The organism is Photobacterium sp. 2_MG-2023 (assembly GCF_030547675.1).
Lineage (GTDB): Bacteria > Pseudomonadota > Gammaproteobacteria > Enterobacterales > Vibrionaceae > Photobacterium > Photobacterium arenosum.
Window position 1 is genome coordinate 26441 of record NZ_JAUOQQ010000032.1, and the last position, 21038, is coordinate 47478.

19 protein-coding genes and 1 tRNA gene are annotated in these 21038 nt (G+C 52.2%); 2 read left to right on the forward strand and 18 right to left on the reverse strand.

Going from position 1 to position 21038, the window contains the following annotated elements:
• Positions 1-107 precede the first annotated feature (107 nt).
• The 12 genes from lipA to leuS all read right to left on the reverse strand — a co-directional run bounded on the left by lipA (position 108) and on the right by leuS (position 12774).
• Positions 108-1079: a lipoyl synthase gene (gene lipA, locus Q4491_RS19655; RefSeq protein WP_192014583.1), complete on the reverse strand. Its 972-nt coding sequence runs from the start codon at positions 1077-1079 to the stop codon at positions 108-110.
• 2 nt (positions 1080-1081) lie between these two features.
• The gene (lipB, locus tag Q4491_RS19660; RefSeq protein WP_192014584.1) at positions 1082-1726 is read right to left on the reverse strand and encodes a lipoyl(octanoyl) transferase LipB; all 645 of its coding nucleotides are present in this window, start codon (positions 1724-1726) and stop codon (positions 1082-1084) included.
• Between the two features lie 115 nt (positions 1727-1841).
• A complete protein-coding gene (gene ybeD / locus Q4491_RS19665; RefSeq protein ID WP_192014585.1) occupies positions 1842-2117 on the reverse strand; it encodes a DUF493 family protein YbeD in 276 nt (91 codons plus the stop codon).
• Between the two features lie 157 nt (positions 2118-2274).
• Positions 2275-3450 (reverse strand): serine hydrolase, encoded by a 1176-nt coding sequence (locus Q4491_RS19670; RefSeq protein ID WP_192014586.1) that lies wholly within the window; start codon positions 3448-3450, stop codon positions 2275-2277.
• Between the two features lie 151 nt (positions 3451-3601).
• On the reverse strand, positions 3602-4414 hold the full coding sequence (locus Q4491_RS19675) for a septal ring lytic transglycosylase RlpA family protein (protein WP_303460170.1): 813 nt from the start codon (positions 4412-4414) through the stop codon (positions 3602-3604).
• Positions 4414-5535 carry a peptidoglycan glycosyltransferase MrdB gene (gene mrdB / locus Q4491_RS19680; RefSeq protein ID WP_237794728.1) on the reverse strand — a complete coding sequence of 374 codons (1122 nt, stop codon included), beginning with the start codon at positions 5533-5535 and terminating at the stop codon, positions 4414-4416. The genes Q4491_RS19675 and mrdB overlap by 1 nt, the downstream gene beginning before the upstream one ends.
• Positions 5532-7469: a penicillin-binding protein 2 gene (gene mrdA, locus Q4491_RS19685; RefSeq protein WP_303460175.1), complete on the reverse strand. Its 1938-nt coding sequence runs from the start codon at positions 7467-7469 to the stop codon at positions 5532-5534. Before mrdA ends, mrdB begins: the two co-directional genes overlap by 4 nt.
• 5 nt (positions 7470-7474) lie before the next feature.
• Positions 7475-7945, reverse strand: coding sequence for a 23S rRNA (pseudouridine(1915)-N(3))-methyltransferase RlmH (rlmH, locus tag Q4491_RS19690; RefSeq protein ID WP_192014590.1), 471 nt, complete (start codon positions 7943-7945; stop codon positions 7475-7477).
• 7 nt (positions 7946-7952) lie between these two features.
• Positions 7953-8270: a ribosome silencing factor gene (rsfS, locus tag Q4491_RS19695; protein ID WP_192014591.1), complete on the reverse strand. Its 318-nt coding sequence runs from the start codon at positions 8268-8270 to the stop codon at positions 7953-7955.
• Positions 8271-8442: 172 nt separating this feature from the next.
• Positions 8443-9474, reverse strand: coding sequence for a DNA polymerase III subunit delta (gene holA / locus Q4491_RS19700; protein WP_303460180.1), 1032 nt, complete (start codon positions 9472-9474; stop codon positions 8443-8445).
• A complete protein-coding gene (gene lptE / locus Q4491_RS19705) occupies positions 9471-10118 on the reverse strand; it encodes an LPS assembly lipoprotein LptE (protein WP_303460183.1) in 648 nt (215 codons plus the stop codon). Before lptE ends, holA begins: the two co-directional genes overlap by 4 nt.
• 79 nt (positions 10119-10197) lie before the next feature.
• Complete coding sequence (leuS, locus tag Q4491_RS19710) at positions 10198-12774, reverse strand: leucine--tRNA ligase (protein ID WP_218383860.1); 2577 nt, start codon at positions 12772-12774, stop codon at positions 10198-10200.
• Between the two features lie 214 nt (positions 12775-12988).
• On the opposite strand from leuS, the gene Q4491_RS19715 reads away from it, so the two are divergent.
• Complete coding sequence (locus Q4491_RS19715; protein WP_027253806.1) at positions 12989-13471, forward strand: zinc ribbon-containing protein; 483 nt, start codon at positions 12989-12991, stop codon at positions 13469-13471.
• A 65-nt stretch (positions 13472-13536) separates the two neighbouring features.
• Here the strand turns inward: Q4491_RS19715 and lnt are convergent, their stop codons facing one another.
• From lnt to miaB, 5 genes are all read right to left on the reverse strand, one after another.
• A complete protein-coding gene (lnt, locus tag Q4491_RS19720) occupies positions 13537-15096 on the reverse strand; it encodes an apolipoprotein N-acyltransferase (RefSeq protein ID WP_192014594.1) in 1560 nt (519 codons plus the stop codon).
• Positions 15096-15968 carry a CNNM family magnesium/cobalt transport protein CorC gene (corC, locus tag Q4491_RS19725; protein ID WP_192014595.1) on the reverse strand — a complete coding sequence of 291 codons (873 nt, stop codon included), beginning with the start codon at positions 15966-15968 and terminating at the stop codon, positions 15096-15098. Before corC ends, lnt begins: the two co-directional genes overlap by 1 nt.
• A 97-nt stretch (positions 15969-16065) precedes the next feature.
• Complete coding sequence (gene ybeY, locus Q4491_RS19730; RefSeq protein WP_303460188.1) at positions 16066-16530, reverse strand: rRNA maturation RNase YbeY; 465 nt, start codon at positions 16528-16530, stop codon at positions 16066-16068.
• An 8-nt stretch (positions 16531-16538) separates the two neighbouring features.
• Positions 16539-17603, reverse strand: coding sequence for a PhoH family protein (locus Q4491_RS19735; protein ID WP_303460196.1), 1065 nt, complete (start codon positions 17601-17603; stop codon positions 16539-16541).
• 75 nt (positions 17604-17678) lie between these two features.
• Complete coding sequence (gene miaB / locus Q4491_RS19740) at positions 17679-19103, reverse strand: tRNA (N6-isopentenyl adenosine(37)-C2)-methylthiotransferase MiaB (RefSeq protein ID WP_192014597.1); 1425 nt, start codon at positions 19101-19103, stop codon at positions 17679-17681.
• 302 nt (positions 19104-19405) lie between these two features.
• On the opposite strand from miaB, the gene Q4491_RS19745 reads away from it, so the two are divergent.
• Entirely contained in the window at positions 19406-20566 is a 1161-nt protein-coding gene (locus tag Q4491_RS19745) for a 2-octaprenyl-3-methyl-6-methoxy-1,4-benzoquinol hydroxylase (protein ID WP_303460193.1), read from the forward strand.
• A gap of 255 nt (positions 20567-20821) precedes the next feature.
• Here the strand turns inward: Q4491_RS19745 and Q4491_RS19750 are convergent.
• A tRNA-Leu gene (locus Q4491_RS19750) sits at positions 20822-20908 on the reverse strand.
• Positions 20909-21038 lie beyond the last annotated feature (130 nt).

A 21038-nucleotide genomic window follows, 5' to 3' on the forward strand; every position in this document is an offset into this window, starting at 1 on the left:
ACTGACAAAACGAGAACGACAAAAAAACGCTTCGGCATCTGAAAGGATTGCCGAAGCGTTTTCTTATGTACGGATAAGAGAAAGGGTATTCTCTGCTATCACGCGTTTTATTTCACTACTTCGCCTTTTGCCTGCAGATCGGCATGGTAGGAAGAGCGAACAAACGGGCCACAGGCAGCATGAGTAAAGCCCAGTTCCAGCGCGATTTCTTTCAGCTCATCAAACTCTGACGGCGGCACATAACGCTCAACCGGCAGGTGATGTCGGCTTGGTGCCAGGTACTGACCCAGTGTCAGCATGGTGACACCGTGAGCGCGAAGATCTTTCAGTACTTCCACAATTTCTTCTTTGGTTTCACCCAGTCCCATCATCAGGCCTGACTTGGTCGGCACTTCAGGATGCATCTCACCAAACTTTTTCAGCAGATCCAGTGACCACTGGTAGTTGGCACCCGGGCGGGCCTTGCGGTACAGGCGCGGTGCGGTTTCCAGGTTGTGGTTGAAGACATCCGGCGGGTTATCGCGCAGGATCTCCAGTGCATGATCCATACGACCACGGAAGTCGGGTACCAGAGTTTCGATTTTGATGTCAGGGTTTTTCACCCGAATCTCACGGATACAGTCAGCAAAGTGTTGGGCACCACCATCACGGAGATCATCACGGTCAACCGAGGTGACAACCACATAGCGCAGTTTCATGTCGGCAATGGTCTGAGAAAGCTGTACCGGCTCTTCGGCATTCGGAGGCAGAGGACGGCCGTGGGCCACGTCGCAGAACGGACAACGACGAGTACAGATAGCACCCAGAATCATGAAGGTCGCAGTACCGTGACTGAAACACTCTGCCAGGTTAGGGCAAGAAGCTTCCTCACACACGGAGTGGAGGTTGTTCTTGCGCATCGCCGCTTTGATTTCCTGAATACGCTGAGTGTCGGCCGGGAGCTTGATCTTCATCCACTCTGGCTTACGCAGCATTTCGCGAGGCTTTTCCTCTGCTTCCATGTTACGTACAGGAATCAGGGCCATTTTATCGGCGTCACGGTATTTGACACCAGGTTCAATTACGATCGGTTTGCTCATGATTAATTGCTTTCCGTTGTCCACTCTATGCTCTGGTAATCGAGCAGTTTCACTAACTCATCGACAAGTACAGGTTGCACGTCAGCCAGTTCTGTAGGGCCATTTAGCCTGGCCAGCTGAGTCATTTCCATACCCGCATAACCGCAGGGATTAATACGCAGAAAAGGTGTTAAATCCATGTCGACATTAAGAGCCAGACCATGAAAAGAACAGCCGCGACGGATACGTAGGCCGAGTGAGCAGATTTTTTTACCGTCGACATACACGCCAGGTGCATCAGGACGGGCGTTGGATGCTACACCGAAGCGGGATAGCGTGTTGATTACGGTGTTTTCAATGTGCGTGACCAGTTCGCGGACGCCAAGTTTATGGCGACGCAGGTCAATCAACAGATACATCATTTGTTGTCCGGGACCATGATAGGTCACCTGTCCGCCACGGTCACTCTGAAAAATCGGGATGTCGCCGGGATTGAGCACGTGTTCAGCTTTGCCAGCCTGACCCTGTGTAAAGACGGGAAGGTGCTCAACCAGCCAGATTTCGTCGACAGTGTCGTCATCACGGTTGGCGGTAAAGTGATGCATGGCCTCATAAGTAACAGAATAGTCTGTCAGGCCCAGATTGCGGACAATGAGATTTCGTTGCACATTTCACCCATGTTGTCTGTCGGTCTCAGTTGAGAGCCATTCGAGACCAATAATGGTGCATTATAAATCGTGGCGGCTAAAATTTCAGCCGCCAATTGCTCGGTAGGACCAGGTATCAGAGCACGACACGAACAATGTCGATTTCACCCAGCTCTTTATACAGGGTTTCAACCTGCTCAATATGGGTCGCTGTGATAGTGATAGACACGGCACTGTAGGTCCCTTTTCCGCTTGGTTTAACGGTTGGGGTATAATCGCCAGGCGCATGACGCTGGACAACTTCCACCACCAAATCAGGCAGCTCAGGCTTGTTAAAGCCCATTACCTTGAAAGAAAACTGACAAGGGAACTCGAGTAAATCTTTAAGTTTTGGCTGTTCTTGCTGTTGCATGCTGAACTCCCAGGAAGGTATGCGGTATATCACAATTTAGGGCAGCATATTAATGGCTCGCAGTCCATAACACAAGTCAAGCATAGGGGCTGGGAAGCAGGCCGCAGCGGCAAAAAGAAAAAGGACAGCGAGGCTGTCCTTTATCAAAAGCGGTGACTTAGCTTAGCCAGCCTTTAAAGAGTAAGACTACGTAGTCAATTAAGCGGCTGAAAATACTGCCTTCGTTAACTTCGTTGAGCGCCAGAAGCGGGTATTCAGCCACGTCTTCATCGCCCAGACGGTAGTAAAGTTTACCTACCACGTCGCCTTTACGGATAGGCGCTTTTAACTCTTTTTCCAGCACAAAGTTAGCTTTCAGATCTTTGGCGGAACCGCGAGGCAAGGTCACGAAAGTATCCTGATTGACGCCCAGGGAGACTTCATCGTTGTCGCCCATCCAGACTTTTTCGGTGACAAAAGTTTCGTTCGCTTTATGCGGCGAAACGGTTTCGAAGAAGCGGAAACCGTAGTTCAGTAACTTCTTACTCTCAGCCTTACGGGCATTGGCGCTTTTGGTGCCCATCACAACCGCAATCAGGCGCATCTGACCTTCAGTGGCGGTACTAACCAAGCTGTAACCCGCATTGTCCGTGTGGCCGGTTTTCAGGCCGTCAACATTCAGGCTTTTGTCCCACAGCAGGCTGTTACGGTTAAACTGTTCAATGCCGTTGTAACGGAATGATTTTTCTTTATAGATGGCAAACTCATCCGGCACATCACGGATCAGACCCTGTGCCAGCAAGGCCATATCATAAGGTGTGGTGTACAGTTTGTCGTTGTCCAGGCCGTGTACATTGGCGAAGTGTGTTGAATCCATGCCCAGCGATTTCGCCCAGCCATTCATCAGATCAACGAACGAGTCTTCTGAACCGGCGACATGTTCAGCCATGGCCACACAGGCATCATTGCCGGACTGAATAATAATGCCGCGATTAAGGTCAGCGACTTTTACTTCGCTGCCCACTTCAATGAACATTTTTGATGAACCCGGGAAATTTTTTGCCCAGGCATTTTTGCTGATCACAACAGTATCATCCATAGAGATGTTACCGCGTTTGATTTCCTGACCGATCACATAACTGGTCATCATTTTAGTCAGGCTTGCAGGTGGAATCTTATCGTATTCTTGTTGCCCGGCCAGAATTTTGCCTGAATGGTAATCCATCAGGACATAACCTTTAGCGGCTATCTGCGGGGCTTCTGGAACAACGGCGGGCGCCGCGGCCGCTGAAAGACTAGTCAGTAAAGCGGTTGAAACAGCGACAGAGCGAAAAAATGCAGCAGATTTATTCATGATATATGTTACTTGGGTTACGGATATCAAAAAATTGGAACCACTATATCAGATTGAGCTTGTTTAAACAGTTCTCAACCAGAGGAATAGTGGTTCATTGAGGGATCTTGTGAAATTTTTACATTCTTTTGTCAGACTTTGCCCTGACAAATTAGTTCAACTCACGTTGTTCAGAAACGACAAATGCTTCTGGGAATTGGCTCGCCCTGGCTTTATTTCTCTGTGTCTCGGCTTCACCTGAGTCGAGGTACGGACCCAGGCGAAGCCGATAGACGGCGGCGGACTCGGCTTTTTTTACATCAACCTGGGTGTTGAACTCTGATTTGAGCTTCTGAGCGGCGAGTTGGGCTTTATTGAGATCACTGAATGCTGCCAATTGCACAAAGAACCATTTGGGATTTGCGCTTTGCCATTCAGCAGTAGAGTCTGGTTTGGGCATCTGCAGCAGCTCAATTTTGACCGGCGCCGTGCCGTGACCCACCACATCCAGTTTGGTGGCCGCTGCCATGCTGAGATCTATGATACGTCCTTCATGGAACGGGCCGCGGTCATTGACCCGGACAATGGCACTTTTGCCATTGCTGGTATTGGTGACTCTGACATAGCTGGGTAACGGTAAGGTTTTATGCGCCGCTGTCATCGAATACATGTCATAAATTTCGCCGTTAGACGTTTTGTGACCATGAAACTTTTTGCCGTACCATGAGGCCAGCCCTTCTTCGCTAAAAGGCTGCTCGGCCGGTACAATGGCGTAGGCCTGGCCTCTCAGCGTGTAATCTTTATTGCCGGCCAGACTTTTGGGCTCGTACCTTGGCTGTGCATCTTCAATGTGATCCAGGGTGGGGGAACTCTCTGGCGCGTGGTCATCTTTTATCTGATAGCGATCGGAGTGAGTCGTGCTGCACCCTGCCATGAGCAGGGTGACACTGAGTGAAAAAGCGAGTGATTTGGACACTGTGTGCATCAGTTAGCCTTGGACAACATTTTTCTGTGGGTGTGGATAGACATCAGGATACCGAAACCTGCCATCAGGGTGACCATGGAGGTGCCGCCGTAGCTGATCAGGGGCAGCGGAACGCCGACCACAGGCAATAAGCCACTGACCATGCCAATATTGACGAATACATAAACAAAAAAGCTCAATACGATACTGCCTGCCATCATACGGCCAAAGGCGGTTTGTGCCCGGCTGGCCAGTAGCAGTCCGCGGCCGATAACGAACAGATACAGGGCCAGCAGGCCGATGACCCCGGACAGTCCCCATTCCTCTGCGATGACGGCAAAAATGAAGTCGGTATGGCGTTCCGGCAAAAACTCCAGCTGTGACTGGGTACCGTGGAGCCAGCCTTTACCGGTAATACCGCCTGAACCAATGGCAATTTTCGACTGAATGATGTGATAACCCGCGCCGAGTGGATCGGACTCAGGGTTAAACAGTGTCAGCACCCGGGTGCGCTGATAATCATGCATCAGGAAGAACCAGAGCACCGGGATGAACGCACCGATCAGCATGCCGGCAAAAATAATAATCCGCCAGCTGATGCCGGACAGAAAAAGCACAAATACCCCGGATGCGGCGATCAGGATCGATGTGCCCAGATCGGGTTGTTTGGCAATTAGAATGGTTGGCACGAAAATCATCAGGGTTGCGATGATAATATTTTTCAGGCTGGGGGGCAGCGGGTGGTTTCCGATAAAACGGGCCACCATTAAGGGGACAGCCAGTTTGATCAATTCAGAAGGCTGGAAACGGACGACGCCCAGATCCAGCCAGCGCTGTGCCCCTTTGGAAATTTCGCCCACCAGCAGTACTCCCACCAGCAGCAGTAAGCCGACCCCGAACAGATAGGGAGCCCAGGCTTCATAGTGGCGAGGGGCAATCTGGGCCAGGATGAACATCACCGCCAGAGACAGCAGCATACGGACCGCCTGGCGTTCCATCATGTCAAGGTTCTGGCCGCTGGCACTGTACATGACGACCAGGGCGAATCCCATCAGCGTCAGGATCCCCAATAATAAAGGAACGTCGATATGCAGGCGATCACTCAAGGTGGCTTTGCTGCCTGCCGCAGCCATGATACTCATTGCGAAACCTCAGCCAATGTCGATTTATCTTTGTCATCTTGATTGAGCAGCATATGGTCAAAAATCTGCCTTGCGACCGGGCCACCATTACTGGAACCGCCACCGGCATTTTCAAGCACCATTGCCACTACGTATTCAGGGTGCTCAAAGGGGGCAAAAGCGGTGAACAGCGCGTGGTCTCGCAGATGTTCTTCAAGCTCTTCGGCATTATATTCTTCATCTTCAGCCAGTCCGAAAACCTGGGCTGAACCGGATTTACCGCCAGCTTTGTATTCTGCGCCGTAGAAAGAGCGTCTTGCCGTCCCGCGGTTGCCATGCAGTACCCGGTACATACCATCTTTGGCGACCTGCCAGTATTTAGGATCGACACCGGAAATGGGCGGAAAAACTTCGTACTTGGCGGGGATTTCTCCATCGGCATCCATAATGCTTTTCAGCAAATGCGGCGCCCGGACAACACCGTCATTGACCAGTACTGTGGTCGCTTTGGCTATCTGCAATGGCGTTGATGTCCAGTAACCTTGCCCGATCCCGACAGGAATGGTGTCGCCCTGATACCAGGGCTGGCGGAAACGTGCCTGTTTCCATTCGCGGGTAGGCATGTTTGCTTTGCTCTCTTCCGCAATATCAATCCCGGTATATTCACCGTAGCCAAACTTGCTCATCCATGATGATAACCTGTCGATCCCCATGTCATAGGCAATCTGATAGAAAAAGGTATCGACTGACTCTTCAATGGCTTTGTGGATACTGACTTTGCCGTGACCCCAGCGCAGCCAGTCACGGAATGGCCGGCTGTTGGTGTTCGGGATTTTCCAGTAGCCAGGATCGTTGCGTGTCGTCCGTGTTGTGATGACGCCTTCGGCTAAGGCTGCCACAGCAATCGCCGGTTTGACGGTTGAGGCCGGCGGGTAAATCCCCAGAGTAACCCGGTTCACCAGCGGCCTGTCTTTGTCATTGAGTAATTCGTTGTACTGTTTCGAAGAAATGCCATGTACGAACAGGTTAGGGTCATAACTCGGGCTGGAAACCATCGCAAGCACGGAGGAATCTTCTGGATCCATCACCACCACAGAACCCCGTTTCAGCTTGGTGTATTCTTCACCGGTTTCCGGGTCGATTTTCTTTTCAGTCAGCAGCTCTTTAACATACAACTGCAGACCAATATCCAGATTCAGGCGCAGATCTTTGCCCGGCACAGGCGGTACATATTTCAGGGTGCGGATGATACGGCCGCGGCTGTTGACTTCGACTTCCTGGTAGCCAGAGGTGCCGTGCAGCAACTCTTCATAGTATTTTTCAATGCCCAGCTTGCCGATATCCCGGGTGGCCTTGTAGTTGTTAAGGCGCTCTTCCCTGTCCAGCATCTCTAGATCCCTGTCATTGATTTTTGCCACATAACCAAGCACATGGGTGAGCGCGTCGCCGTAAGGGTAGTAACGTTTCAGGTAGGCTTTAACCTCCACACCCGGAAAACGGTGCTGATTAACGGAGAAAAGGGCGACTTCTTTTTCCGTCAGCTGGTTACGCAGCGGTACAGAGTTAAAGCGCCGGGTACGGCGACGCTCTTTGTCAAAGCGTTCAATCTCTTCCTCTGAGATCCCCAGCAGTGATTTCAGACGGCCAAAGGTATCATCCAGATCCGGGACTTTCTCTGTGACCACTTCCAGCGAATACACTGGCCTGTTTTCGGCCAGTAAAACGCCGTTACGGTCGTAAATCATGCCGCGGTTAGGCGAGACAGGGACAATTTTGATGCGGTTGTCATTGGAGCGGGTCTGATAATCTTCAAACTCACGAACCTGAATGTGATACAGGTTCGCAATCAGCACACCAATCAAAGCAAAGATACCGACAAAGGAGAAGACCGCTCGTCTGAAAAACAGAGACGATTCGGCCTGATGATCCCGGATCTGAAGTCGCTTTCTGCGCATGCCGTCTATTCCCTGTGGTATGGGTGGTTGGCTGTGATGCTCCAGGCCCGGTAAAGGCTTTCGGCCATCACAATACGCACCAGCGGATGTGGCAGCGTTAACGGAGACAGGGACCAGCTTTGTTCTGCAGCGGCTTTACAGGCCGGTGCCAGACCTTCAGGTCCGCCAATCAGTATAGACACATCCCGGCCGTCCAGTTTCCAGCTTTCCATCTGATCGGCCAGTTGTTCTGTGTCCCAGCGTTTACCCGGAATATCTAAGGTGACAATGCGGTTGCCTTTGGCAACGGCAGCCAGCATAGCCTCGCCTTCTTTTTGCAGAATACGGGCTATATCCGCATTTTTACCCCGTTTGCCGGCTGTAATTTCAATCAGTTCCAGCGGCATATCTTTAGGAAAACGGCGGCGGTATTCCTCAAAGCCGGTTTCTACCCATTTAGGCATTTTTGTGCCGACCGCGATCAGTTGCAACTTCATCCGTCAGTTAGCCCCAAAGCTTCTCCAGTTGGTAAAGCTGACGCGCATCTTCTTGCATGATGTGCAGCATGACGCTTCCCATATCAACCACGACCCACTCAGCGTCTTCTTCGCCACTGATACCAAACGGCGGGAAGTCTATCAGTTTGGAGGCAGTGTTGACATTGTCTGCAATCGAAGCGACGTGGCGGTTTGAAGTACCGGTACAAACGACCATGAGATCAGTAATGCTGGATTTGCCGCGCACATCCAGAGTGACTATGTCCAGGGCTTTCATGTCATCAATTTTGTCAATGACGAAGTCGTGTAGTTCTTGTAGCTGCAAAGGGGTCTCCCTCAATTCAGTCTTCTCTTGTTATTAGAGTCAGGTGGGCCGATCGGGTTCACATTTTAACGCTGGAGTATACCATGCTCAATTCTGGCTGACGCTTGCGTGGTGCAGTGATGTACAGATTTTTTGAGCATCAGCCAGTTTTAACAATAATTTGCCAGCGGTGTCAGTGGGACTGCAAAGGTAAGCCCTTACTCAGTCCGCACATCATGGCGCATAATGTGCTTAAACCGGGCCAGACACTGGTGTCATAGTCGGTTTTAGCCTGTCGTTCAAGCTGACTGAGTTGTTGGATAGCTGTTAGCAGGGCAGGTAAGGGTAATCGGTGCAAGGCGCCCACATAGAGTTCACGCCGGTTTTGCCAAACCCGAAAATTTTCGAGGATCCGATTCAAAGGGATTCCCTGTTTACCCATTTCCTGCATGCGGTACAGCTGGGTCAGTTCACGTTGCAAGGTACGCAGAATAATAATAGCTTCCACCCCTTCGGCTTCGAGCTGGCGCACAATGCGCTGACTGCGTTTTGCCTGACCGGCCAGTAAGGCATCCAGCAGCTGAAACGGGGTGTAGTGGTTATGGCGGCTGAGCGCCTCCTGAATCCGGGGCACGGTCAGGGTGCCGTCAGGATAAATCAGGGTGAGTTTGTGCAGACTCTGTGCCAGTGCCAGCAGGTTACCTTCATGCCACTGAGCCAGTATCTGTATGGTTTCTGCATCGGCATTCAGCCCCAGTTGCTGACAACGCTGCTGGATGAAGCGGGGTAGCTGACGGGCATCAGGCGTATTGCAGGGCACATATATCCCCTGAGTCGTGAGCGCTTTAAACCAGGCGCTGCTTTCTTGTTTTTTATTGAGACGCGGGCCCTGCACCAGCAACAGGATATCCGGGTGTAAAGCATCAATCACTGTTTGCAGTGATTTGGCCTGAGTCGCCGTGATACCGCTGTCCGGCATGGTCAGTTCGATGATCTGGCGTGAAGAGAACAAACTCAGCGCCTGGCAATTATCCAGTACTTCATTCCAGTCCAGCTGATTATCTATGGTGTAGCTGTGTCGCTCGAGAAAACCGGCGTCTTTGGCCTGTTGCCGCACCCGGTCAGCCGTTTCCTGTAACAGCAAAGGTTCGTTGCCAGCAAGCAGATAAGCGGAGGCTAACCCCTGTTTTAATCGCTCAGCCAGCTGTTCCGGGTAGATCCTCATTGCGCCACGCTGTCCATGGTGTCGAACATCCGATCTGCGGCCTGTTTATCGGCATCGGTTTCTGTCTCAATTGTTGTGACACTGCCATTGGCGTCGCTGGCAGAACGTTCTGCATTGTCAGAGTCTGACTGGTTCAGGTCGGCGGTCAGACGGGCAAGTTGACGCATAATCTGGCGCGAGGCCTGCTGGCGCATTTCATCGAGCAACATATCGCGTTCCACCGACTTTGCCAGTGCGGTTAACGGGTTATCCAGAAAGCTGCGGTTAACTTTAGTGGTAAAACGCTTGGCCCCTTTTTCAGGCACCACCACCTGATAGTTGACGGTATAGGTCAGTTCGTACTCGGCGGCACGGCTGTTCTGGTATAAGGATAAGGTACGCTCCCCCTGAGATTCACTGATCAGGTGCAGATTGGGCACCTGAGACGATGGGGGAACGGCTTCAATACCGTGCAGTTTGAACTGGGATTTCACCATACGGGTCAGCGGGCCGTATTTATCAAAGCTGGTCAGAGACAGGCGGGCAATATCGTCGGGCAGCATGTAGTTACCACGTAAATGGAAGCCGCATGATGCAGTGGCCAGCGCCAGTACGACGACAAAGACCAGACGGAAACGGGACAGTAGGGATGACGCTGCGCTCACCGTGTCTACTCCTTAGTAACAAATTCGAGAGTGAAAGAGAAAACGCCTTCCCACTGGGAAGGCGTTGTTGGTATGCCTGTTAGTTGGCAACAATGTTCAGCAGCTTGCCCGGCACGTAAATCACCTTGCGAATAGTTTTATCGTCGGTGAATTTGGTGACGTTCTCGTCTGATAGTGCCAGCGCTTCTACCTGATCTTTACCAGCATCTGCCGCGACAGTCAGTTTGGCGCGCAGTTTACCGTTAACCTGAACTATGATGAGCTTCTCATCTTCCACCATAGCGTTGTCATCGGCAACCGGCCAGTCAGCATGATCCACCTTAGACTCACCCAGTGCATGCCACAGTTCAAAACAGATATGCGGGGTGATTGGGTACAGCATACGGACAACCGCTTTCAGGGCTTCGTCCAGCAGGGCACGATCCTGGGCGCTGTCTTGTGGTGCTTTACCCAGCTTGTTCATCAGCTCCATGATAGCCGCAATAGCTGTGTTGAACGTCTGACGACGGCCAATATCATCGCTGACTTTGGCGATGGTTTTGTGAACATCACGGCGCAGCGCTTTCTGATCGGCGTTCAGTGCTGAAGCATCCAGTGCTTCGACCGCACCTTTTGCCGAATGTTCAAAGACCAGTTTCCAGACTCGTTTCAGGAAGCGGTTGGCACCTTCAACGCCAGATTCCTGCCACTCCAGCGTCATATCAGCCGGCGAGGCGAACATCATGAACAGGCGAACGGTATCCGCGCCGTACTTGTCGACCATTTCCTGCGGGTCGATGCCGTTGTTCTTCGACTTCGACATCTTGGTCATGCCTGAGTGCACCAGTTCGTTACCTTGCTCGTCAGTGGCTTTGGTAATGCGGCCTTTTTCGTCACGCTCCAGAGTCACCTCTGTTGGCGATACCCAGACTTTGGCGCCTTTTTCGCTGGTGTAGTAGAAGGCATCTGCCAGTACCATACCCTGACATAAAAGCTGTTTGAACGGCTCGTCGCTCGTCACCATACCGCTGTCGCGCAGCAGTTTGTGGAAGAAACGTGAGTACAGCAGGTGCATACAGGCATGTTCAATACCGCCGATGTACTGGTCAACCGGCAGCCAGTAGTTGGCGGCATCAGAATTCAGCATTTCGTCCGCCTGAGGTGAGCAGTAACGCGCGTAATACCAGGACGATTCCATAAAGGTGTCGAAGGTATCGGTTTCGCGCAGCGCCGGTTCACCGTTAAAGGTGGTTTCTGCCCAGCTCTTGTCTGCTTTGATCGGGCTGGTCACGCCGTCCATCACCACATCTTCCGGCAGGATCACCGGTAGCTGATCGGCAGGGACAGGATGGACTTCGCCGTCCGGGGTGGTAACCATAGGAATCGGTGCACCCCAGTAACGCTGGCGGGAAACCCCCCAGTCACGCAGGCGGAAGTTGACGGTTTTCTTGCCTTTACCTTCGGTTTCCAGCTTGGCGGCAATCGCATCGAACGCCGCCTGGAAATCCAGACCGTTGAATTCACCAGAGTCGAACAGCACGCCTTTTTCGGTGTAAGCTGCTTCACTGATATCCAGTTCGCTGCCGTCGGCCGGCTTGATAACAGGAACAATATCCAGCCCGTACTTGGTGGCGAATTCAAAGTCACGCTGATCATGGGCAGGGACGGCCATCACAGCGCCTGTTCCGTAGTCCATCAGCACAAAGTTAGCGACATAGACAGGCACACGGCGGCCATTGAGAGGGTGAACGGCATACAGGCCAGTGGCCATGCCTTTCTTCTCCATGGTAGCCAGTTCGGCCTCTGCCACTTTGGTGTTCTTACATTCTTCAATGAAGGCAGCCAGTGCAGGATTGTTCTTGGCGGCCAGATCAGCCAGAGGATGACCGGCGGCAATGCCGACGTAAGTCACCCCCATCAGGGTGTCTGGACGTGTGGTATAGACTTCCAGTGGTGTGTCCTGGCCTTCAACGGCGAAGGACAGCTCAACACCTTCAGAGCGGCCAATCCAGTTGCGCTGCATGGTTTTGACCATCTCAGGCCAGCCTTCCAGGTTGTCCAGATCGTCCAGCAGCTCCTGGGCGTAAGCCGTGATCTTAATAAACCACTGCGGAATTTCTTTTTGCTCTACTGGTGTATCACAACGCCAGCAGCAGCCGTCTTCAACCTGCTCGTTGGCCAGCACTGTTTGGTCATTCGGGCACCAGTTTACGGAAGAGGTTTTCTTGTAGACCAGGCCTTTGCTATACAGCTTGGTAAAGAATTCCTGCTCCCAGCGGTAGTATTCCGGGGTGCAGGTAGCAAACTCACGGTTCCAGTCGTAACCAAAGCCCAGTAATTTCAGCTGGTTCTTCATGTAGTCGATGTTTTCGTAAGTCCACGGCGCAGGGGCGGTGTTGTTCTTCACCGCTGCATTTTCTGCTGGCAGACCGAATGCGTCCCAGCCGATTGGCTGCATTACATTCTTGCCCTGCAGGCGCTGATAACGGGAAATCACATCACCGATGGTGTAGTTACGCACGTGGCCCATGTGCAGACGTCCACTTGGGTACGGGAACATGGAGAGACAGTAGAATTTTTCTTTATTAGGGTCTTCACTTACAACAAAGGTTTGGTTGTTGTCCCAATGTGCTTGAACTTTAGGTTCAATGTCCTGTGGACGGTATTGTTCTTGCATCGATGACTTCCGGAATCGTTGTGAGTTAATACAAACACAGTCAAAATAATCGACATAGAATAACTAAAGGTAAAGGTAGCAACAATAGCTGAGGCCGAATAGGCCGGTTATTATCATTATTCAGCCACGGATTGCCCGTGCCGGACTGGTTACTGACCCGGCGCTATGTGTCAGGGTGCCTATGTCCGGCGGATCAAGCCTAGGAGAAACTTACATGGCTAAAGAAAAAGATGCGTATGAATCCATGTTGGAAGAGATCACGGAAGCCCTCAAGCATAGCCCTGATGAACTGAAACATTGGATTGATACCAGTGAAAAGTATCGCACCGCGGCCAGTGACATGACCAAAGATGAACTGGCGCTGATACGTGCGTATTTCAAACGGGATCTGAAAGAATTCGGGCAAAACGTGCAGGAAAGCCCGACCCCTTTCTCTGAAAGTCCGTTTTACAAACTGGTGACCGAGACGATTTGGGAAGGGTTGGCTGAGGTGACAGATAAGACACAGCTGGAATGGTTAGAGGTTATGGACGATATCAAGCATCAGGGCATCTATAAAGCCGGTGAAGTGGTTGGCCTGGGTAATCTGGTCTGCGAGCAGTGCGGACATCATGAACAGTACACGCACGTGCGGACGATTGAGCCCTGTACTAAGTGTGGACACACCCAATTCACCCGTCAGCCTCTGGCGCCGTAAAGCAGCTGCCGCTGACAAGCGACAGGGAGCCTGTTGCTCCCTGTCTGGTTGGATCTGTGTTTGATTTAATGGACGCCTTCTTGCGGGGTAGTGTCTCTGAAATCGCCCCGGCGGCGTTTAAGCAGTAGCCAGGAAACAGCAACGGACCAGAGTAAATACAAGTACAATGGCCAGCTGCCCAGTGTCGTGTAGGGCGTCAGACCCTTGGTCGGGGTTACAGTGGCACGCAGTACGCCGGTTTCGAACTGTGGCAGCTCTGCAATGATCTGACCCTGGTGATCGACAACGGCTGTCACGCCCGTGTTAGTGGCACGCAGTAAGGGTTTACCTGTTTCCAGAGCCCGCATCTGGGCGATTTCCATGTGCTGGTGCGGGCCAATGGAGCGGCCGAACCAGGCATCATTGGACAAGGTCAGCAGCATGTCGGTGCCCATGCCCACATTCTGGCGAACCTGCTCGCTGAAGGCGATTTCATAACACAGGGCCGGAGCCAGGGCATAACCCTTGGCTTCCAGATTGGTCTGGACAAAACTGCCGCGGCTGAATGATGACATCGGCAGGTTGAAAAACGGGGCAATCGGACGCAGTAAGTCGCCGAAAGGCACAAATTCACCAAACGGCAGCAAATGGTGCTTGCTGTACCGGCTGGCAGTATCGTAGTGGTATTGACCGTCACGGTTGATACCCAGCGTCAGTATATTGTTGAAAAACTCACCCTGTTCGGTTTTATCTAGCACACCTGTAATTACCGCACTTTGATTTAAACGGGCGGCTTCATCGAGATGACTGAGGAAGGTCTCTACCTGTTTTTCCAGCGCGGGAATTGCTGCTTCCGGCCAGATGATAATATCAGCATCCCAGTTTTCACGGGTGAGATCTAAGTATTTCATCAGGGTTGGCCAGCGTTGCTCAGGTTGCCATTTCAGTGCCTGCGGGACATTGCCTTGCACCAGCGCGACCTTGACCGGTTTATACGGTTCAGTCTGAACCCATTCAATGCCTTTCGCCTGATACGCCAGCAGCAAGACAAGAACCGGCACGGTCAGGGGGCGCCAGTTACGGTAATAGCCGGCGGCAACCAGCGCACCACAACTCAGCACCAGTGCGAGCGTCAGACCTTCAACCCCCAGGATCGGCGCGAAACTGGCCAGCGGGCCGTGAATTTGCCCGTAACCCATCCACAACCAGGGAAAACCGGTAAACAACCAGCCTCTGACCCAGTCCAGCAGCAGCCAGAACACCGGGCCCAGCAACATCAGCTGGTGGAAAGGCCGACCCAGCCCGAACCGGGCAAACAAGGCGCCAAATAAGGCAGGGTAGAGCGCCAGATAACCAACCAGCAGCGCCATAAGGAACAGACCCGCAATGACGGGCATGCCGCCAAAGTCGGCAATGCTGACATGTACCCACCAAACGCCACTGCCGAATAATCCTAACCCCCATGATAAACCTGTCCAGAAGGCGGTTTTAGGGCGTTGATTCTGCAGCAGGGTAAAGAAAATAATCAGGGAGAGCGGGGCGAGATACCAGAGCTTATAAGGGGCGAAAGACAGGGTTGCCAGTGCGCCGGAAGGGACGGCCAGTAGCAGCCGTCCTGTCAGGTTTAGATTGTCGATTCGTCTCATCAGGGCGTCATCGTTGGTTGGTGTGCCTCCTGCGGCACTGTCACTTGTAATTGTATGACCCGGCGGCTGTCTGCGGCGGTGACTTTGAACGCATAGCCTTCCAGTTCGACCACTTCACCACGGGCTGGCAGGTGACCAAAGCTGGTCATGACCAATCCGCCTATGGTGTCGATATCGTTAGCACTGAAGTTGGTCTGGAACAGTTTATTGAAGTCATCGATAGTGGTTAATGCCTTCACATTCCAGGTGTGCTTACTTAACTGACGGATGTCCTGTTCTTCTTCATCGTCGAATTCATCTTCGATTTCACCAACGATTTGCTCCAGAATATCCTCGATAGTGATCAAGCCGGATACGCCACCAAACTCATCGACCACTATGGCCATGTGGTAGCGTTCTTCCCGAAATTCTTTCAGCAGGCGATCTACCCGCTTGCTCTCCGGCACAACAACTGCCGGGCGCAGAATGGCGCTGAGGTCAAATGGCTCGCTGTCCGGGCGCAGGTAGCGCAGCAGATCTTTAGCCAGAAGAATACCTTCAACGTGGTCTTTATCATCACTGATGACCGGGTAGCGAGAGTGCTGGGCATCAACAATGATATCAATGAGGTCTTCAACCTTCTGTGAACGCTCTATGGTGGTCATTTGGGAGCGGGGAATCATGATATCCCGAACCCGCATCTCAGAAATCTGGATCACACCTTCGAGCATGTCGCGTGTGTGGTGATCAATCAGATCATTTTCTTCGGAATCACGGATCACATCGACCAGTTCTTCCTTATTCTGAGGTTCGCCCTGAAAGAGCTGGCCAATACGTTCAAAGAAGGTCTTTCGACTCGGACCGTCAGAATTTTGGGGGTTATCTTCGTTCATTGCTTTCTATTCAAATATGTGGACAGAGCCACGGAAGGTCGGCGTCGCCACAGGCGCAGCCGACAGTATCTTAGCCAAAGACAGCCAGAAGCTGATGTTAGTATTGGTCAGCTTCGTAAGGATTGGCAAACCCTAAACCTTGCATTATCTCGGTTTCCAGGGCTTCCATTTCTTCGGCTTCTTCGTCATCAATATGGTCATAACCTAGCAGATGAAGTGAGCCGTGTACAACCATATGTGCCCAGTGGGCAAACAAGGGTTTACTCTGCTCCCGCGCCTCACTTTCAACCACCTGACGACAGATAATCAGATCGCCCAACAGCTCCAGTTCTACACCCGGAGGCGCTTCAAACGGGAAAGACAGCACATTGGTGGGCTTGTCTTTCCCCCGGTATTCACTGTTGAGTGCCTGGCTTTCGGCTTCATCAACCAAGCGCACAGTCACTTCGGCTTCGGTTTGAAACGGAGTCACCGCCGCTTCCAGCCAGCGCTGAAAGTCAGCCTCAGTCGGCATGCCACTCTCATCAGTGGTGGCAAGCTGTAAATCCAGATAAATAGCCATCTGTATGATTATTCCGTTTCAGGACTGGCCTGACGCGCTTCCTGCTGGTCGCGACGGCGTTGTTCAGCCAGTTTTCGTTGTTTCTGATCTTCGCTCTCCCAGGCTTCATACGCCTGGACGATACGAGCTACAACAGGGTGACGTACTACGTCAGTTGCCTGGAAGAAGTTAAAGCTGATTTCATCCACATCGGCCAGCACTTCAATGGCATGGCGCAGCCCGGATCGCGCCCCGCGCGGCAAGTCGATCTGGGTCACGTCACCTGTGATCACGGCACGCGAGTTAAAGCCGATACGGGTCAGAAACATTTTCATCTGCTCTACTGTCGTATTCTGGCTTTCATCGAGAATAATGAAGGCATCGTTCAGTGTCCGGCCGCGCATGTACGCCAGCGGTGCCACTTCAATGACATTACGCTCAATGAGCTTTTCTACCCGCTCAAAACCCAGCATTTCGAACAAGGCATCGTAAAGCGGGCGCAGATACGGATCGACCTTCTGGCTCAGATCCCCCGGCAGGAAGCCTAGTTTTTCACCGGCTTCTACGGCAGGGCGGGTCAGCAGAATACGGCGGATTTCCTGGCGCTCCAGCGCATCAACCGCAGCGGCAACAGCCAGATAAGTTTTCCCCGTACCGGCAGGACCAATACCGAAGGTGATATCGTGACCAACCATATTGGCAATGTACTGCGCCTGGTTTGGTGTCCGCGGCTTGATGACGCCTTTCTTGGTCTTGATATGAATTTCTTTGCCGTAAGGGATACTTGAGCTCACATCTTGTTCCAGCACACCCGATTCTTTAATGGCGAGATGAATCTGCTCAGGCTCAACATCCGGGATCACGTTGCGCACCGGAGCGGTGTCAACATACAGATTCTTAAGGATATTGGCTGTGGCTTCGGCAGTGTGCGGCTGACCGACTATGCTGAAGTTGTGACTGCGGTGGTTAATTTCAACGCCCAGACGGCGTTCCAGCTGCTTGATATTGTCGTCGAAAGGACCGCAAAGGCTGGCCAGGCGGTGGTTATCGGCGGGTTCGAGATTCAGTTCAACAGTAATAATTTTGCTCAAGATTTGCCTCTCTGTGGGCCACCCACTGTGACGGGTGGCCGGAATAGTTGGGCACAGGCAGAAATTTCTGTCCTCTTATTAAGGAGTATAAACGCCTACACCTATTTCATCTTCTTTACGGGTTTTCTCTATGACCTCGCTGGGAGACATAGCGATCCGCAGATTCATGTCTGCTTCAGTACGGACAAGTTCACCACGCAGGGAATTATTGAATACATCCGTGATTCTGACATCAACAAATTGGCCGATCAAATCCACTGAACCTTCAAAGTTCACCACACGGTTGTTCTCGGTACGGCCGCGCAGCTCCATGATGTTCTTTTTCGATGGCCCTTCCACCAGAATGCGCTGTTCAGTGTCCAGCATCTGGCGGGAGTAGCGCATTGCCTGCGCATTGATCTGCTGCTGCAGTTCATACAAACGCGCTTTCTTCACGTCTTCAGACAAATCACAAGGGTAATCGGCCGCTGGTGTCCCCGGGCGGGCTGAATAAATGAAGCTGAAACTCATGTCAAAGTCGACATCGCGGATCAGTTTCATGGTGTCCTGGAAGTCCTGATCGGACTCACCCGGGAAAGCGACGATAAAGTCGGAGCTGATGGTGATGTCCGGGCGAGCTTTACGCAGCTTGCGGATCTTGGATTTATACTCGATGGCAGTATGAGGCCGCTTCATCATCGCCAGGATACGGTCGGAACCGCTCTGAACCGGCAGGTGCAGGAAGCTGACCACTTCCGGCGTGTCTTCATAAACGGCAATAATGTCGTCGGTGAACTCAATCGGGTGGCTGGTGGTATAGCGAATGCGATCGATACCGTCAATTGCTGCCACCAGGCGCAATAACTCAGCAAATGAAGCGATCTCGCCATCGTGTGTCTCACCGCGGAAGGCATTCACATTCTGGCCCAGCAGGTTTACTTCACGCACGCCTTGCTCTGCCAGCTGAGCGATTTCAAACAGCACGTCATCCAGCGGGCGGCTGACTTCTTCACCACGGGTGTATGGCACCACACAGAAAGTACAGTATTTGGAGCAACCTTCCATGATAGACACGAACGCGGTAGGGCCTTCGGCCCGTGGTTCAGGCAGGCGGTCGAATTTCTCGATTTCCGGGAAAGAAATATCCATGACCGGCGCATCGGAAGACTGTGATGTGCTGATCATTTCAGGCAGACGGTGCAGCGTTTGCGGACCAAAGATCACATCGACATAGGGAGCACGATCCCGGATGGAATCCCCTTCCTGAGTAGCGACACAGCCGCCAACGCCAATCACCAGGCCTGGCTTTTTGTCTTTCAGCGTTTTCCAGCGGCCCAGCTGGTGGAAGACTTTTTCCTGTGCCTTTTCGCGAATAGAGCAGGTGTTAAGTAGCAGTACATCGGCTTCTGCTGGTTCTTCTGTTAATTCATAACCGCCATTGGCGTTGAGAAGATCGGCCATCTTGGATGAATCGTATTCATTCATCTGACAACCCCAGGTTTTGATAAGCAGTTTCTTCGCCATGTCTAACTCTTCACTCGTAGTGTTAATTCAGTGCATTTACGTTGCGTTTGCAGCGTCAGAGATCGCCTCTGGGGCCGCCTTAAATAGCAAGCCGCGTATTGTACTGCTTTCGACACGGCGTGACCAGATCATCCATGCTGATTATAAAATCAGCAGCAGGCGCATCTCTGGCCGGTGGCTATTGGCACAGATCAAGCTTCAGTGCCAAAGATGACAGAAAAGCGAGCGCAGAAAGTGTTGAGTGTAGTAAACCCGCGTAAAGCCGTTAGAATGTCGGCAGAGTAATGAGATGAGATACCTGCATGGAACAGTTTGATATTGTGATTGCTGGCGGCGGCATGGTGGGTGCGGCGGCAGCATTGGGAATGGCCCGGCAGGGACGCAGAGTGGCAGTGATTGAAGGTCAGCCTCCGGTGGCTTTTGACTCCGCACAGGAGATGGATCTGCGTGTGTCAGCCATTTCTGCCCAGTCGGTCACCCTGCTGAACCGTCTGGGGGCATGGCCACATATCCAGGTCATGAGGATGTGTCCTTTCCGGCGTTTGGAAACCTGGGAGCACCCGGAATGCCGCACCCGTTTTCATGCCGCTGACCTTGGGTTAGCTGAGCTGGGCTTTATGGTGGAGAACCGTTTGATTCAGCTGGGTCTGTGGCAGGCGTTTGACGCATATTCCAATCTGTCACTGATTTGTCCTGCCCGTTTAGCGCATTTTCAGCGTGCTGATGAAGGGTACCAGGTCACATTGGATAACGGTCAGGTGCTGCAAACCCGCTGGTTGGTTGGGGCCGATGGTGCGAATTCCCGCGTTCGTCAGCAGGCCAATATCGGCATTACAGCCTGGGATTATCGTCAGCATTGCATGCTGATCAATGTTGAAACCGCTTTACCCCAGCAGGATATTACCTGGCAGCAGTTTACGCCGCGTGGCCCTCGCTCTTTTCTGCCGATGCCGGGTCACAACGGATCGCTAGTCTGGTATGACAGCCCTCAGCGGATCAAACAGTTATCAGCCATGTCGGCGGAGCAACTGGAAAAAGCGGTGCGGAGTGAATTTCCTGTTGAACTCGGTGCGGTTCGTGTGCGGAACAAAGGCAGTTTCCCGCTGACACGACGCCACGCCCAGTCTTACTATAAAGACGGGATTGTTTTGCTGGGAGATGCCGCGCATACCATTAACCCGCTGGCGGGGCAGGGAGTGAATCTCGGTTTTAAAGACGTTGATGTGCTGCTTGATGAAATGGCGCACGGTGGAGAACACTGGTTCGGAGAGCCGGTTCTTCAGCGCTACCAGAGGCGGCGCAGACCCGATAACCTGATGATGCAGACCGGGATGGATGTGTTTTACTGTGCCTTTAGCAATGATCTTAAACCCGTTGCTTTGCTGCGAAACCTTGGCCTTAAACTGGCCGAGCATACCGGCCCGCTGAAACACCAAGTGCTGAAGTATGCGCTAGGGTTGTAAGCTTTTTGTTTTTATTCGATTTTATAAGCCACCAATAGCGTGGCTTTTTTACTGCGTGTGTCCCGTCCTAAATAAGGTGACACTTTTCCAACCCATTTCAGGACGGTCAGTGTGAAAAGAGACGTGAACAAAGAGAGGTGTTAGGGCGGGCTGTATTTTTCAGGTATAAAAAAACCAGCCAAAGAGCTGGTTTCTTAACAGATATTACAGCGAGTAATACCCAAGTGTTTTACAACTTCTGCCTGAACAGTAAGTTGGTGCGGAGGGAGAGACTTGAACTCTCACGTCCTTGCGGACACTAGCACCTGAAGCTAGCGCGTCTACCAATTCCGCCACCACCGCAACATGGTGAAAGAGACTCAGTCTCTAACTTTTTGACACTCTTGGTCAGCATCAAGATGGCAGGGCTACCTGGATTCGAACCAGGGAATGGCGGCATCAAAAGCCGCTGCCTTACCGCTTGGCGATAGCC